At 57.0% G+C, this 16,183-nt stretch carries 10 protein-coding genes and 4 rRNA genes; all 14 read left to right on the top strand.

The genetic code is table 11. From position 1 onward, the window contains the following. Nucleotides 1-306 precede the first annotated feature (306 nt). Entirely contained in the window at nt 307-1,308 is a 1,002-nt protein-coding gene (locus tag RAH42_RS00700; protein ID WP_078017107.1) for an ABC transporter substrate-binding protein, read from the top strand. Between the two features lie 52 nt (nt 1,309-1,360). Then, nucleotides 1,361-1,780 (top strand): carboxymuconolactone decarboxylase family protein, encoded by a 420-nt coding sequence (locus RAH42_RS00695; RefSeq protein WP_233543568.1) that lies wholly within the window; start codon nt 1,361-1,363, stop codon nt 1,778-1,780. A 77-nt stretch (nt 1,781-1,857) separates the two neighbouring features. After that, the gene (locus RAH42_RS00690) at nt 1,858-2,862 is read left to right on the top strand and encodes an ABC transporter substrate-binding protein (protein WP_078017106.1); all 1,005 of its coding nucleotides are present in this window, start codon (nt 1,858-1,860) and stop codon (nt 2,860-2,862) included. Between the two features lie 97 nt (nt 2,863-2,959). Then, nucleotides 2,960-3,496, top strand: a complete 537-nt coding sequence (locus tag RAH42_RS00685) for a C-GCAxxG-C-C family protein (protein WP_078017105.1) — start codon at nt 2,960-2,962, stop codon at nt 3,494-3,496. Between the two features lie 19 nt (nt 3,497-3,515). After that, entirely contained in the window at nt 3,516-4,427 is a 912-nt protein-coding gene (locus tag RAH42_RS00680; protein ID WP_317539745.1) for a TDT family transporter, read from the top strand. A gap of 188 nt (nt 4,428-4,615) precedes the next feature. After that, nucleotides 4,616-5,653, top strand: a complete 1,038-nt coding sequence (locus RAH42_RS00675; protein WP_078017103.1) for an ABC transporter permease subunit — start codon at nt 4,616-4,618, stop codon at nt 5,651-5,653. A 9-nt stretch (nt 5,654-5,662) separates the two neighbouring features. Further along, nucleotides 5,663-6,427 (top strand): ABC transporter ATP-binding protein, encoded by a 765-nt coding sequence (locus RAH42_RS00670; protein ID WP_317539744.1) that lies wholly within the window; start codon nt 5,663-5,665, stop codon nt 6,425-6,427. Nucleotides 6,428-6,858: 431 nt separating this feature from the next. After that, nucleotides 6,859-8,383 (top strand): 16S ribosomal RNA (locus RAH42_RS00665). A gap of 304 nt (nt 8,384-8,687) precedes the next feature. Then, nucleotides 8,688-11,661 (top strand): 23S ribosomal RNA (locus RAH42_RS00660). A 131-nt stretch (nt 11,662-11,792) separates the two neighbouring features. Continuing rightward, a 5S ribosomal RNA gene (rrf, locus tag RAH42_RS00655) occupies nt 11,793-11,907 on the top strand. 162 nt (nt 11,908-12,069) lie between these two features. Beyond that, a 5S ribosomal RNA gene (gene rrf / locus RAH42_RS00650) occupies nt 12,070-12,184 on the top strand. The 16S, 23S and 5S rRNA genes sit together here, the layout of an rRNA operon. Before the next feature lie 281 nt (nt 12,185-12,465). Beyond that, the gene (gene argF / locus RAH42_RS00645; RefSeq protein WP_078016622.1) at nt 12,466-13,458 is read left to right on the top strand and encodes an ornithine carbamoyltransferase; all 993 of its coding nucleotides are present in this window, start codon (nt 12,466-12,468) and stop codon (nt 13,456-13,458) included. An 84-nt stretch (nt 13,459-13,542) separates the two neighbouring features. Continuing rightward, the gene (locus RAH42_RS00640) at nt 13,543-14,922 is read left to right on the top strand and encodes an amino acid carrier protein (protein WP_317539743.1); all 1,380 of its coding nucleotides are present in this window, start codon (nt 13,543-13,545) and stop codon (nt 14,920-14,922) included. A gap of 97 nt (nt 14,923-15,019) precedes the next feature. Then, the gene (locus RAH42_RS00635) at nt 15,020-16,177 is read left to right on the top strand and encodes a hypothetical protein (RefSeq protein WP_078016623.1); all 1,158 of its coding nucleotides are present in this window, start codon (nt 15,020-15,022) and stop codon (nt 16,175-16,177) included. Nucleotides 16,178-16,183 lie beyond the last annotated feature (6 nt).

Raw genomic sequence — 16,183 nt, 5'->3', positions numbered from 1 at the left:
GGACAAAAAAAGGGCGACGCGTTGTGATTTTTGGCGTATGATTCTTGGTTTTGCCGGAAATTTTTAAGCGTACTTACGTGATCGTAAAAGAATAAGGCAGGAACGCCCCTTTGCAAACGATTCTTTCGGACAGAACTGATGATTTGCGGCGAAGCAGAATTTCCGAACAACCAAGACGATGCAAAATGTTTTCTTGAGAGTAATACTGTTCATAAATTCGAATTGACTTTTCAAAAGCCGAATGATATGTTGATTAAGCATAAAAACTATAACTGTTACTAACGGTTGAGAAGGAGCGATCGTTTTATGAACAGAAAGCTGGTTGCGGTTCTGGCAGGTGCGGCGACGCTTGTTTCTGCCGCGGCCTTCGCGATGACGAAGGAAGAGGAAGACGCGGCCTGGAAGAAGGAGCCTGCTTACGGGCGCGTGATCAATGTGGGCTACAATGGCGGTCTGTGTCTCGGCACTTTTGGCATTGCCGACATCAAGGGTTTCTACGCCGAAGAGGGCTTGAAAGTCAAGATCACGCGCATGACCAAGGACGTGGACGCCATCGGCACCGGCAAAGTCGATGTGGTGGGCGGCCATATCGCTAAGTTCATCATTCCTACGGTTAACGGCGTGCGCATGAAATTCACGACGGGCATCCACACTGGTTGTAAATCGCTGTACGTGCTCGCCAAGGGCGACATCAAGAACACAAAAGATCTGGTCGGCAAGACGGTAGCTGTGCCGAACGGCATTGGCGATTCGGATCAGAACATCGCCATGCGCTTTTTCAGCCGCGACGGTATCAGTCCCTTCCGTGACATCAAATGGAAGGTCGTGGAAGCGGGGGTCAGTATCATGGCCATGCAGAACGGAGAGATTGAGGCCGCGCTGCTTGAAGATCAGTTCGCGCGCCGTTTCCTCGACGATGGTACCCTGCGCATCGTACGTTCGCTGACCTACGACGATGACTTCAAGAAAGAAGCCTGCTGCGTTCATGCCGTCAATCTGGACTTCTACAACGAGAACCCGATCACCGTGAAGAAACTGACCCGCGCCCATGAAAAGGCCAGTCAGTGGATTCTCGACAATATCGACGAGAGCGTCCGCCTCCTCCTTGACCACAAGTACGTCACCGGCAACTTCGACCTCGTGCAGTCCATCCAGAAAACTCTGGATTATGGCATCAGCGATCAGGCGACGGAGGAGACGCTGCGCCTTATCATCCGCGATTATCAGAGCTTCGGCATTCTCGACCCCCGCCTCGATCCCGACAAGATCCTGAAAAAGATCTGGGATCCGGTCCTGCAGCACGATTAGTTTCGGAACGGTCTTTCAAGATCGAACACATGATCGAGAGGAGAAATTTATCATGAAAATTCTAGTGTTGGCAGCCGCCATGATAATGGTTTTGAGCAGCGTGGCTTTTGCAGCGGAGAAACCTCAAAAACAGGTGGACTACAAAAACGCGGCGCGTCAGGCCGGCCTGCGCGGCAAAAAACTGCGCGAAGCGGCCCCCGAAACGATGCAGGCCTTCGGCGGCCTGGCCGGCGCCGTGCTGAAAGAGGGCGCGCTTTCCCTGAAGACCAAGGAACTGATCGCGTTGATGCTCGGCCTGCAGGCCCACTGCGAAATGTGCATCAACTCGCACGTCCAGAACGCCATCAAGGCCGGCGTCACGCGCGAAGAGCTGGCCGAAGCGCTTGGCGTCGCCGTCCTTATGGGCGGCGGCCCCAGCTCGGCTTATGCCGGGATCGTGCTGGAAGCGTACGATCAGTTCAGCGCCAAGTAACGGAAGCCTGGATCTCAGCGACTTTTCGTGTTCTTGATTTGACCTCTACGAAAAAACATTATGAAGGAGAGCTGTTGATGAAAAAGTTTCTTGTCGTTCTGTTCTGCGCCGCGCTGATGGCTGCGCCTGCCGCCGCCATGACGAAGGAAGAGGAAGACGCCGCCTGGAGGAAGGAACCCGCCTACGGCCGCGTCATCAAGATCGGTTACAACGGCGGCCTCTGCCTCGGCACGTTCGGCATCGCCCAGCTGAAAGGTTTTTACGAAGCGGAAGGGCTGAAGACCGAAGTGATCCGTATGGCCGGCGGCAGTAGCGGTCAGATCGACGCCATCGGCACCGGCAAGGTGGACGTGACGGGCGATCATATCGCCACGATGCTCGTTCCCACCGTCAATGGCGTGCGCGTCAAGTTCACCACGGGCATCCATTCGGGCTGTAAATCGCTGTATGTGCCCGTGGACAGTCCGATCAAGACTACGGCCGATCTGGTCGGCAAATACGTCGCCATTCCCGACGGCATCGGCGGTTCCGATCAGAACATTTCCATGCGCTTTTTCAACCACGACAAGGTCGATCCGCGCCAGATCAAATGGAAAGTCGCCGAAGCGGGCGTCGCCGTGATGGCCATGAAGAAAGGCGAAGTGCAGGCGGCGCTGCTCGGCGACCAGTTCGCCAAGAAATTCCTCGACAGCGGCGAACTGCGCATCATCCGCTCGTTGACGTTCGACGAGGATTTCAAGCAGGAGCCCTGCTGCATCCACGCCGTCAACCTCGATTTCTACAACGAGAACCCGCTCACGGTGAAAAAACTGACTCGCGCTCACGAGGCCGCCAGCGCCTGGGTCATGGAGCACCCCGAAGAGGCCGTCGCCGTGCTTCAGGCGAACAAATGGGCGGCCGGCGATCCCAAGCTCGTGCTCGAGATCTTCAAGACCTACGACTACAGCATCAGCGACGAAGCTACGGAAGCCGCGCTGCGCAACATCATCGACGACTACAAGACTTTCGGCCTCATCGACGCCAAAAAGGATACCGATGCGCTGATGAAGCAGGTCTGGGATCCGGTTCTCGGGAACGATTGAGATCGACCGCGCCAAATCGTTCGTTTTTAAGATGTTTTTGCCGCGAGGGGGCTCCCGGCGAAAAAACATCCAATCATATCTCAAGGGGAGTTTTTCAATGGTAAAGTACTCAGTCGAACAGGTCAGCCCGAAGGCCGTCCAGAAGCACGCGGAAGATCTTTACAGAAACGGCTTCTTCTGCTGCGAGGCGGTGATGTCGGCGATCAGAAGCGATTTCAACGTGGACGTTCCCGAAGAAGTCATCGCTCTGTCGTCGGGCATGGCGATCGGCGCCGGGCGCTCCGGCTGCATGTGCGGGGCGCTGAACGGCGGCATCATGGCGCTGAGTTTGTTTTTCGGCCGCACGACGCAGGACGGCCCCAAGGATCCGAAGGTCAATTACTGCATGAAGCTCACGCACGAGCTGCACGACTGGTTCAGAGACGCGAACGCCAAACACGCGAACTGCTGCCGCGTGCTCACCAGAGGCTTTGAGATGGCCGAAGGGGAACACAAGGCTCAGTGCATCGCCTTCACCGGTCTCTGCGCGGGCAAGGTCGCCGAGATCCTGTGCCGCGAGCTGAACATCAAAAACGTTGACGACGGACCGATCGAAGGTCTGAAAGCGCCGTATTTGCCGCCTGCGAAGAACTGATTTGAACGGAGGTTGACGGATGCAGTTCATCAAGAAAGTGCCGATTCCCGCGGCGGGCGTGATGGTGGGCGCCGCTGCGCTGGGCAATCTGCTGCAGAGCTGCGGCGAAGGGATCCGCGCCGTCTGCGGGGTGCTGGCGGCGTTTTTGCTGGTTTTGCTGCTTCTGAAGCTGTTTTGCTTCCCCGCCGCGGTCAGAGAGGACATGCAAAATCCGATCACGGCGGGCGTCTCCGCCACGTTCCCGATGGCGCTGATGCTGCTGAGCACTTATATCCTGCCTTTTGCGGGAGCGGCGGCGCGCCTCGTGTGGTGGTTCGCCGTGGCGCTGCACGTGGTGCTGATCGTCTGGTTCACTCTCAAGTTTGTGCTCCGCTTTGATCTGAAAAAGGTCACCACGGTGTTCTTCATCCTCTACGTCGGCATTGTCGTCGCTTCGGTGACGGCGCCCGCTTATGGGCGCGGCGCCGATGTCGGCACCGTCGCTTTCTGGTTTGGGTTTGCGGCGCTTCTGATCCTGCTGTTCGTGGTGACGAAGCGGTATCAAACGCTGCCCGTGCCGGAGCCGGCGATGCCGCTGATCTGCGTCTATGCGGCGCCCACGAGCCTTTGCGTGGCCGGTTATGTGCAGTCGGTCATGCCCAAGTCCTTCGCGATGCTGGCCTTCCTGCTGGCGCTGGCGCTGTTGACGTACGTCTTTGCGCTGGTCAGGAGTTTCTCGATGCTGAAACTGCCGTTCTATCCCAGCTACGCGGCCTTCACCTTCCCGTTCGTGATCTCGGCGATCGCCTTCAAGCAGGGCGCATCCTGCGCCGCCAAGCTTGGGCGCGCCCTGCCGCTCGCACCGTACCTGGTGCCGGCGGCGACGCTGATCGCTGTCGTGTTCGTGGTTTATACCTATTTCCGTTTCATGAAATTCATCTTTTCGAAATGACCTGCTCCGGACGGAGTTTCCGTCCGGCGTGAACAAGATCTGCCGGCGGTATGGCGCAGAAGGGGGAGGGCTCGCTGCGGCTCCCCCTCTTTTTGCGTTTCCGCCCGGCGCGAAACGGGAACAGAAAATGTGACAGGCAGCCAGCGCTGCGCAGTGCTTGCCGAAGAGAAGAAAGGAGATTTTTCTTTATGCCCGGTCATGAAAACGGCCGCGCTTCCGGGATGCCGCCCCGCCGTCTGACGCGGGACGAACTGGCGATTCTCGAGAGCCGCCCGAGAACGAAATTTCAGAAATTTCTCGATTACGTCGTCTGTTTTCTTCCCGTCGTCGCCGGCGTCGTCGCCCTGTGGGAGTACAACTGCCTTCCCGATCTGCAGGGAAACACTCACGGCAACGACTACAACTGGTTCATCCTCGCCCTGACGGGGCTGGCGCTGATCGGTTTCCTCGCCTCGTTTTGCGGGCGCCGCGCCTTCCGCTGGATGCGCTACAAAGCCCCCTTCTATACGTTCGTCTTTCTGGCGCTGGCCGGCTACGACTGGCTGACGCTCAAGACAGGCGGCCTGCCGCTGCCGTACTTTCCGTGGCTCGATCAGATGCTGGAAGCGGCCATCGCCGACTGGGCCTACTTGATGGACTGCGCCAAAAACTCGCTGATCCTGCTGTTCACCGGCTACTTCATCGGCGTCGGCGTCGGGCTGGTGACCGGCATCGCCTGCGGCTACAACCGCAACGTCAACTATTGGATCGAGCCGTTTACGCGCCTGCTGGGCGCCATCCCCTCCACGACCTGGCTTCCCGTCGTCATGGTGCTGGCCGCCACGCTCTTCCGCGGCAGCGTGTTCATCATCGCCCTCGGCGTGTGGTACTCCGTCACGATCGCTACCAAGACCGGCATCACCAACATCGACCCCGCCTATTTCGAGGCGGCGCGCACGCTGGGCGTCAAAGGCATGCGCCTCGTCGGAACCATCGCCGTGCCCTCGGCGCTGCCGAACATCCTGCAGGGCATGACTCAAGGCATGAGCACGGCTTGCGTCGCTTTGATGGTGGCCGAGATGATCGGCGTCGAGTCGGGGCTTGGCTGGTATATCACCTGGCAGAAAAGCTGGGCCCGCTACGGCAACATGTACGCCGCCGTCGTCGCCATCTGCGTTATCTTCGTGCTTGTCAACGCGCTGCTGGGCGCGGTCCGCCGCTACATGCTGCGCTGGCAGGAAAGGTAGGCCGCCGTCATGTGCGAAAATATCCTCAAGCTCGACCACGTCAGCAAAAGCTTTGCCAACGCCGGCAGTTCCGTCACCAACGCCCTCGAAGACATCGAACTGGAAATTCGCTCCGGCGAGTTCATCAGCGTCATCGGCCCCTCCGGCTGCGGCAAATCGACCATCCTGCGCCTGATCGCCGGGCTGATCGTGCCGACGACCGGGAAGGTGACCCTCAACGGCGAGGTCATCGACGGCCCCGCCCCCGTGCGCGGCATGGTCTTTCAAAAACCGACGCTTTTTCCGTGGTTGACTGTGGAACAGAACGTCGCCTTCAGCCTGAGAATGCGCGGCCAGCTGCGCGGCCATGAGGCCGAAGTCGAGGAACTGATGAGAACCGCCGGGCTGTGGGAATTCCGCAAGAACTGGCCGCACCAGCTGTCCGGCGGTATGGCCCAGCGCGCCGCGCTGCTGCGCACCATGGTCAACAACCCGCAGGTCTTTCTGCTCGACGAGCCGCTCGGCGCGCTCGACGCCTTCACCCGCATGACCATGCAAGACGTGATCCTCTCCATGTGGTCGCGCCACCGCCCCATGGTCGTCATGGTGACGCACGATGTGGACGAAGCCCTCTACATGGGCTCCCGCGTCGTCGTCATGGCGCCGCGCCCCGGCCGCGTCCACAACGACATCAAAGTCGACCTGCCCTATCCGCGCCGCCGCACCAGCCGAGAATTCATGGATTATCGCAGGTTCGCCATGGAGCAGCTGAACTTCGACGACCGCGGAGCGTAAACAAAGAGACTTTTCTCTTCCAACGCGAGGAAGAGAAAAGTCTCTTTTTTTTGAACCGCGATCTCGCCGGTAAATGTTTTCGCGAAATTTTAAAGATGAAATATTCTGTTAAATGGTTTATTTAAAGACATTTCATGATGCCTGAAGAAATAAGTCAATAAATATTTGTGACTTATAATCAGTGTATCAATTAAATCTCAATAAAAGAAAACAAATAGATTTTTATTTGTGATAAAAGAATCTGAATGAAATCGTAGACAGAAAAGGATAGTCGCGTTAATATACGCCGTGTTGCGCGCGGGAAAGCCGTTTTTGGAAGAGAGAGAGCGGCTGGAGAGCGTGCGACGCCGTTTCTTGACAACCGAAGAGGACGAGGAAGAGAAGCCAAGCGGGAACGATCCGAGAAGATGGAACAGGTAAGGATAAAGGATTCAACGGAGAGTTTGATCCTGGCTCAGGACGAACGCTGGCGGCGTGCTTAACACATGCAAGTTGAGCGAGGATGGTTTGAGGAGACATATGTTGAATTGAATCATTCGAGCAGCGGACGGGTGAGTAAAGCACAAGGACTTGTCCGAAAGAGAGGGACACCTTCGGGAAACCGGAGCTAATACCTCATAAGCCGGAAGGTGAAAAGCAGAGATGCGCTTTTGGAGAGACTTGTGTCCTATCAGGCAGTTGGTGAGGTGAAAGCTCACCAAACCGAAGACGGGTAGCCGGACTGAGAGGTCGACCGGCCACATTGGAACTGAGAGACGGTCCAGACTCCTACGGGAGGCAGCAGTGGGGAATATTGGGCAATGGGCGGAAGCCTGACCCAGCGACGCCGCGTGAGGGAAGACAGCCTTCGGGTTGTAAACCTCTGTTGCAGGGGAAGAAGGAAGTGACGGTACCCTGCGAGGAAGCTCCGGCTAACTACGTGCCAGCAGCCGCGGTAATACGTAGGGAGCGAGCGTTGTCCGGAATTACTGGGCGTAAAGGGCGCGTAGGCGGCGCTTCAAGTCGTCTGTCAAATGGAAGGGCTTAACCCTTTTTCGCAGACGAAACTGGAGAGCTTGAGAAGCAGAGAGGCAAACAGAATTCCTGGTGTAGCGGTGAAATGCGTAGATATCAGGAAGAATACCAGTGGCGAAGGCGGTTTGCTGGCTGCATACTGACGCTGAAGCGCGAAAGCCAGGGGAGCGAACGGGATTAGATACCCCGGTAGTCCTGGCAGTAAACGATGTATGCTGGGTGTGAGACTAGCGATAGTTTCGTGCCGAAGTTAACGCGATAAGCATACCGCCTGGGGAGTACGGTCGCAAGATTGAAACTCAAAGGAATTGACGGGGGCCCGCACAAGCGGTGGAGCACGTGGTTTAATTCGATGCAAACCGAAGAACCTTACCTGGACTTGACATACACGCGGTAGAGAAGCGAAAGCGGATCGACCCCTCCGCAAGGAAGGGAACGTGAACAGGTGCTGCATGGCTGTCGTCAGCTCGTGTCGTGAGATGTTGGGTTAAGTCCCGCAACGAGCGCAACCCCTATTGCCAGTTGCTACCAGGTAAAGCTGAGCACTCCGGCGAGACTGCCATCGACAAGATGGAGGAAGGTGGGGACGACGTCAAGTCATCATGGCCCATATGTCCAGGGCGACACACATGCTACAATGGATGGTACAGAGAGAAGCGAGACCGGAAGGTGAAGCAGATCCCAGAAAGCCATCCCCAGTTCGGATTGCAGTCTGCAACTCGACTGCATGAAGTTGGAATCGCTAGTAATCGCGGATCAGCCAAGCCGCGGTGAATACGTTCCCGGGCCTTGTACACACCGCCCGTCACACCATCCGAGTCGGGTGCTCTCCAAGCCGGAGGCCTAACCGCAAGGAAGGATCCGCCTAAAGAGTGTCCGGTGAGGAGGGTGAAGTCGTAACAAGGTAGCCGTACGGGAACGTGCGGCTGGATCACCTCCTTTCTAAGGAGCACCATCAGCGAACGAGAACTCAAGCTGAACGAAACAAGCTGCACGTTTGCACGACAGAAATACCAAAACATCTTCCCCCGCTTCACGCCGCTTCTCTCCCCCTCTTCGAGTCAAGGAACCCAACCGGGCGTTTTATGCCTGGATTAAGAAAGCGCCGAGCGCCAAACGCAAAACGCCAAAGAGCAAGCGCCGAAAGAGCGCGCGGCATCCAGCGTTGGAGAAAGATCCTCGGGAAACCGGATCCCCCTCCCGCGCGCCCAGCCATTTGACAATCGAACAGGACGAAACTGAAACAGGTTAAGGTAGAAAGGGCATACGACGGATGCCTAGGCACTTACAGCCGACGAAAGACGCAGCAAGCGGCGAAACGCCGCGGGGAGCCGCAAGCAGGCCTCGATCCGCGGATATCTGAATGGGGCAACCCCACGGGTGCAGACCCGTGACTCCGTAAAGGAGAGGAACCCGGTGAAGTGAAACATCTCAGTAGCCGGAGGAAAAGAAATCGAAGAGATCCCCCAGTAGTGGTGAGCGAACAGGGGCCAGCCTAAACCCCCGCAGTGCAAGGCAGCAGCCGTTGCTGCGGAGGGAGTTGCGGGACAGTCGGGGAAGCGCTGCTGAGCTTCCGCAGAGTAAGAAAAGCTCGGGTTAGTCGAATCGTGTTGGAAAAGCGAGCCGCAGAACGTGAAAGCCGCGTAGACGAAAACCCGATCCCTCTGAAGACCGAATCCCAAGTAGAGCGGAGCACGAGAAATTCCGTTTGAATCCGGGCCGCCCATGGTCCAAGGCTAAATACTGTAAGTGACCGATAGCGCATAGTACCGAGAGGGAAAGGTGAAAAGCACCCCGGGAGGGGAGTGAAAGAGACCTGAAATCGTATGCCTACAAGCAGTTGGAGCTGGAAATACAGCGATGTATGGAAAGTGACAGCGTGCCTATTGAAAAATGAGCCGGCGAGATATTGCATGCAGCGAGGTTAAGGGATGAAGTTCCGGAGCCGAAGCGAAAGCGAGTTCGAAGAGAGCGCGAAGTTGCCTGCAATAAACCCGAAGCCTGACGATCTAGCCATGGGCAGGTTGAAGTGGGGGTGAAACCCCATGGAGGACCGCACCAGTGCCTGTTGAAAAAGTCTTGGATGACCTGTGGTTAGGAGTGAAAAGCTAATCGAGTTAGGTAATAGCTGGTTCTCCCCGAAATGCATTGAGGTGCAGCCTTGATGGATTCGTGACGGAGGTAGAGCGACTGACAGCTCAAGCGGTCCTGGGGGATTTGCGCGAGCCATCAAACTCCGAATGCCGCCACGTAGAAATCAGGAGTGAGACCGCGGGTGATAAGGTTCGTGGTCGAAAGGGAAACAGCCCAGATCATCAGCTAAGGCCCCGAAGAGCATGCTAAGTGTGACAAGGATGTAGGGACCCCGAAACAGCCAGGAGGTTGGCTCAGAAGCAGCCATCCTTTAAAGAGTGCGTAACAGCTCACTGGTCGAGGACCCCCGCGCCGAAAATGTAGGGGGCTAAGCATGCCGCCGAAGCTATGGGATAGAGCAATCTATCGGTAGGGGAGCGTAGTCAGCGGGACGAAGCGAAATTGTAAAGTTTCGTGGACAGCTGAGTAGTGAGAATGCCGGCATGAGTAACGACATATTTGCGAGAATCAAATACACCGGAAGACCAAGGATTCCTGGGGAAGGTTGATCCGCCCAGGGTAAGGCGGGGCCTAAGTCAAGGCTGAAAAGCGTAGATGATGGACAGCAGGTTGAAATTCCTGCCCCGCGATAAGTTCGCTACGACCGAAGCAGCGACGCAGAAAGCTAGACAGGCCGGCTGATGGAAGAGCCAGTCCAAGGAAGCAGGCTGGGGCGACAGTCAAGCACATCGCCCCGTCAAGGCCGAGATCCGAGAGGGAGCCTCATTTCGAGGCGAAGCTGTTGAAGCTCCGCTGCCAGGAAAACCTGCTAGGGAGAACTTATGGCGCCCGTACCCGAAACCGACACAGGTGGTCAAGCTGAGCAAGCTAAGGTGAGTGGAATAACTCTCGTTAAGGAACTCTGCAAGTTAACTCCGTAACTTAGGGAGAAGGAGTGCTGCCCCCGTCAATCGTAAGGTGAAGCGGGGAGCAGCCACAGAAACCAGGCTCAAGCGACTGTTTACCAAAAACACAGGACTCTGCATAAGACGCAAGTCGAAGTATAGAGTCTGACGCCTGCCCGGTGCTGGAAGGTTAAATGGAAGAGTGAGCCGCAAGGCGCAGCTTGGAAATGAAGCCCCAGTAAACGGCGGCCGTAACTATAACGGTCCTAAGGTAGCGAAATTCCTTGTCGGGTAAGTTCCGACCTGCACGAATGGCGTAACGATTTGAGCGCTGTCTCAACGAGAGATCCAGTGAAATTGTGGTACCGGTCAAGACGCCGGTTCCCCGTGGTAGGACGGAAAGACCCCATGGAGCTTTACTGTAGCCTGATACTGATATTTGAAATCACATGCACAGGATAGGTGGGAGGCGGAGAAGAGAGAGCTTTGGCTTTCTTGGAGCCATCGTTGGGATACCACCCTTGTGATTTCGAATGTCTAACTTTAGCGTCTGAATCGACGAAGAGGACACAGTCAGGCGGGCAGTTTGACTGGGGCGGTCGCCTCCCAAAGAGTAACGGAGGCGCGCAAAGGTCAACTCATGGCGAATGGAAACCGCCAAGAGAGCGCAAGGGTATAAGTTGGCTTAACTGCGAGAGAGACATTTCGAGCAGAGACGAAAGTCGGTCCTAGTGATCCGGCGGTGCTGAATGGAAAGGCCGTCGCTCATCGGATAAAAGCTACCCTGGGGATAACAGGCTGATCTCCCCGAGAGTTCCCATCGACGGGGAGGTTTGGCACCTCGATGTCGGCTCGTCGCATCCTGGGGCTGTAGCAGGTCCCAAGGGTTGGTCTGTTCGCCCATTAAAGCGGTACGCGAGCTGGGTTCAAAACGTCGTGAGACAGTTTGGTCCCTATCCACCACGGGCGCAAGATATTTGAGGGGAGCTGCTCCTAGTACGAGAGGACCGGAGTGGACGTACCACTGGTGTATCTGTTGTGGCGCCAGCCGCATCAGCAGAGTAGCCAAGTACGGCCCGGATAACCGCTGAAGGCATCTAAGCGGGAAACCGCCCCCAAGATGAGATATCTCATACCAGAAGGTAGTAAGGTGTCCCCGAGACGAGGGGTTCGATAGGCCGGGAATGGAAGCGTTGCGAGACGTTGAGTTAACCGGTACTAATACACCGAGGCCTTAACCTGTTTCAGTTTCGTGCTGTTCGAGAGAAGAGAAACGAAAAAGAGAAACGAAAAAAGAACAACGAAAAGGTTTCGCTTTCGCACTGACTGTGGACGCGTCCATGGCAGTTGCGGAAGTCGAATTGAACAGAGATACTGGTGATAAATGCGGAGGGGGTCCACCCGGTCCCATGCCGAACCCGGCAGTTAAGCCCTCACGCGCCGATGGTACTGCGATTCGCTTCGCGGGAGAGTAGGTCGTCGCCCGTGTCTCTGTTTTTTTCTTTGTTCCTGCGCTTGCGGAACTGGCCGACGCGCAAAGAACGAAAACGAAAGTCCGAAAATAAACGAATACGTTCGCCTGAAAAAATTTAGCTTTCGCACCGTTGCGGCTAGGCCATGACGGCGGCGGGAGTCTGATGGAACAGAGGAGCTGGTGAGAATTGCGGAGGAGGTCCATCCGGTCCCATGCCGAACCCGGAAGTTAAGTCCTCCAGCGCCGATGGTACTGCGATTCGCTTCGCGGGAGAGCAGGTCGTCGCAAGTTTCCCTTTGAACCCTTTCGTGTTACGCTTTAAAAATATCATGTCATTGGACGAGAATTGCAAACAATTTTTAAGGCGGCAGCGCTCAAAGGCTGTTGCCGTCAGGATTGCACTTTAAGGGAGCTCGGATGTCCGGGCTCCCTGTTTTCTATTCTGCAAAAAAAGTCAAATAAATGAAAGAGAAATGTCTCACAAGTGTTTCGTATTTTTTGTAGAATAAATAAGTCAATTAGTTTTAAGCGTAAATCGTAACACACATTCTCATACTTTCAGGAGGCGCCACATGGCTAAGAATTTGCGGGGAAAGAATTTTTTGAAGCTGCTGGATTTTTCGTCCCAGGACATCCGTTATCTGCTTGAGCTCTCGAAGAACTTCAAGTCGATGAAGCGCGCGGGCGTGCCGCACCGTTACCTCGAGGGCAAGAACATCGTGCTGCTCTTCGAGAAGACCTCGACGAGAACGCGCTGCTCGTTCGAAGTCGCCGGCGCCGATCTGGGCATGGGCGTCACCTATCTCGATCCCGCCGGTTCGCAGATGGGGCACAAGGAGAGCATCAAGGACACGGCGCGCGTGCTGGGACGCATGTTCGACGGCATCGAATACCGCGGTTTCTCGCAGAAGACGGTCGAGGAGCTGGGGGCTTACGCCGGCGTGCCGGTGTGGAACGGCCTGACCGACGAATGGCATCCTACGCAGATGCTGGCCGACCTTCTGACGATCGAAGAACACTTCGGCCACCTCAAGGGGCTGAAATTCGTCTACATGGGCGACGCCCGCAACAATGTGGCCAACTCGCTGATGATCGCCTGCGCCAAGATGGGCGTCAACTACGTCGCCTGCGCTCCCAGGGAGCTTTTCCCCGATCCCAAGCTGGTCGAGACGGCCAAGGAAATTGCCAAAGAGAATTACTGCACTGTGACGCTGACGAGCGACGTCGACGAGGGCACGAAGAACGCCGACGTTCTCTACACGGACATCTGGGTTTCCATGGGCGAGCCCGCGGAGATCTGGGAGCAGCGCATCAAGCAGCTGAGCCCCTATCAGATCAACGCCAAGGCGATGAAGAACGCGAACGAACAGGCGATTTTCCTGCACTGCCTGCCCTCTTTCCACGACACCGAGACCAAGGTCGGCAAGGAGATCGCCGACAAGTTCGGCATCACCGAGATGGAGGTCACCAACGAGGTTTTCGAGTCGAAGCAGTCCTACGTTTTCGATCAGGCCGAGAACCGCATGCACACCATCAAGGCGGTCATGTACGCGACGCTCTGCTAAGCTGAAAAACGGCGACCGGCGCGTGTCCGCCGCCCGAAGCGGCGGCACGCGCTGCCATGTATAAACACAGAGGGAGGAATCGTTATGGATTCACCGTTCATGCAATCCGTTATCGACAATATCGTTGCGCTGACCGACTTTTTCTGGGGCTGGCCGATCCTGATCCTGCTCATGGGCGGCGGGCTTCTGATCATGTTCCAGCTGCGTTTCGTGCAGTTCAGGTACTTCACCACGATCATGAAGGAAACGTTCGGCAAGATGTTCAACTCGCACGTCGGCGGCGAAGGCACGGTCTCGCCGTTCCAGGCGGCTTCGACGGCTCTGGCCTCGTCGATCGGCGCGGCGAACATCGTCGTCGCTCCGGCGATCATTTTCATGGCCGGCCCCGGCGCCGTGTTCTGGATGTGGGTGGCGGGCATCATCGGCTGCAGCACGAAATTCGCCGAGGTGGCGCTGAGCATCAAGTATCGTGAAACCAACGTCGACGGCGAGTATGTCGGCGGCGCTTCCTATACGTTCAGGAACGGCATCGGCGGCGTGCTGGGCAAGATCATGGGCTGGACGGTCGCGTTCTTCTTCATGCTCGAAATTCTGCCTTCGATCACGCTGCAGACGCTTTCCGCAGCCGGCCCGATCGAGCAGCTCGGCGTCAACCCGAAGGTCTCCGTCGTTATCATTTTCATCCTTGTTTCGCTCGTCGTCTTCGGCGGCGTCAAGCGGATCGGCCAGGTCACCGAGAGAATGGTTCCGTTCATGGCCGGCCTTTACATTATCTTCGGATTCGTGATCATCGTCATGAACGGCGCGAAGGTTCCTGGCGCGCTGCTGTCCATCTTCCAAGGCGCGTTCAATCCTCAGTCCGTCGCCGGCGGCATCGTCGGCGCCACGCTGGCCAAGGCCATGCAGAAAGGGATCGCCCGAGGCTGCTACTCGAACGAGGCCGGCATGGGCTCCGCCGGATACGGCCACGCGGCCGCCGTCACGGATCACCCCGCCCGTCAGGGCATGTGGGGCATCTTCGAGGTCGTGGCCGACACTCTGATCGTCTGCTCGATCTCCGCGCTGGTCGTCCTCGTCTCCGACGTCTGGAAGAATCCCGCCAATCAGAACATCGCCATCCATCAGGCGTTCACGGGTGCTTTCGGCGCGTTCGGCTCAGTGTTGATCTCCGTCTGCCTTTTCCTGTTCGTGCTTTCGACGATCATCGTCATTGTTTTCTACGCTGAAAAGCAGGCCGAGTTCTGCTTCGGCACCGCGATCGGCAAGATCATCCGCGTCGTGGCCAGCCTGATGATCCTGCTGGGGGCGTTCATCTCCTTCGAGCACGCCGGCGTGTTCCTCGACTTCACGCTCGGGCTGGTGGTCTTTGTCAACATGCTGGGCATGGTGATGATGAGCGGCAAGGTCAGGGCGATCGTCGACGATTTCTTCGGCAATCCCAAGTATTTTCCCGGCAAAAAGTAAGCGTCGTCCGGGAATATAGATAAGCATCCAATCGGCGGGCAGTGCGGTTTATCGCGTGGCGTTAAACCGCACTCCCTGCTCTCTTACAGGAGGAACCATGAAGGCGAACGGGGAAACGGTCAAACTCAAGAAGGAGATCGGAAAAGAGGCTTTCGTTTTTCTCTTTTTCTTTCTTGCCTTTTTCGTGGGTATCGGCAGCGTCATGGGCTGTACCAACATGTTCAAAACAATGATGCTGACAGGGTATCAGCTGCTGACGTCCGTCTGCTTCTATCTGATGGCGGTGTCGGTGCTGGCCGGCGGCGCGGCCGGGCTTTTGTCGGAGTTCGGCGTGATCTCTCTGATCAACCGGGCGCTGCGCCCCGTTATTTATCCGCTGTACGGCCTTCCCGGCTCAAGCGCCCTGGGCATTATGAACTGCTATCTGTCGGACAACCCGGCGATCCTGGCCTTCGCCCAGGACGACAACTTCAAGCGCTATTTCAGGAAGTATCAGATGGCGGCGCTGACCAATCTGGGCACGGCGTTTGGCATGGGGTTGATCATCACGACAACGATGATGAGTCTGTCGGTCGAGGGAGCCATGAAGGCGGCCCTGATCGGCAATATAGGCGCGATAATCGGTTCCGTCGTTTCGGTGCGTCTGATGCTGCGCAAAACCAGGGCCTATTACGGTATCGAAACGATGATGCCGGTCTCCGGCGGCGAGACGATCCCCGCGGACATGCGCGTCGTGCGGGAAGGTTCGGCCGGCTCGCGCTTCATCCAGTCAATGCTGCACGGCGGCAAGAGCGGCGTCGATATGGGCATTTCCATCATTCCCGGCGTGCTGCTGATCTGCACGATCGTGCTGATGCTGACGAACGGCCCGGGAGCGGACGGCGTCTACACCGGAGCGGCCGACGAAGGGGTGGCGCTGCTGCCGCTGATCGGTTCAAAGCTCCGTTTCCTGCTCGATCCGCTGTTCGGCTTCCAGTCGCCGCAGGCCATTGCCGTGCCGATCACGGCGTTGGGCAGCAGCGGCGCGGCGATCGGCATGGTGGGCGATCTTGTCAAAAAGGGCGCGGCCACGGGCAACGATCTGGCGGTCTTCACGGCGATCTGCATGTGCTGGAGCGGCTATTTCTCCACGCATATCGCCATGATGGACGCGCTTGACATGAAGGAAATGACCGGGAACGCGATCCTTTCGCACACGATCGGCGGCCTCTGCGCCGGCATCGCGGCGCATCTGATCTGGATGCTGATCGGCTAGCGGCGG

Origin of the sequence: Pyramidobacter sp. YE332 (genome assembly GCF_033060595.1) — a bacterium.
In the GTDB taxonomy this organism is placed as follows: domain Bacteria; phylum Synergistota; class Synergistia; order Synergistales; family Dethiosulfovibrionaceae; genus Pyramidobacter.
This window is presented reverse-complemented; position numbering and strand designations above follow the sequence as displayed.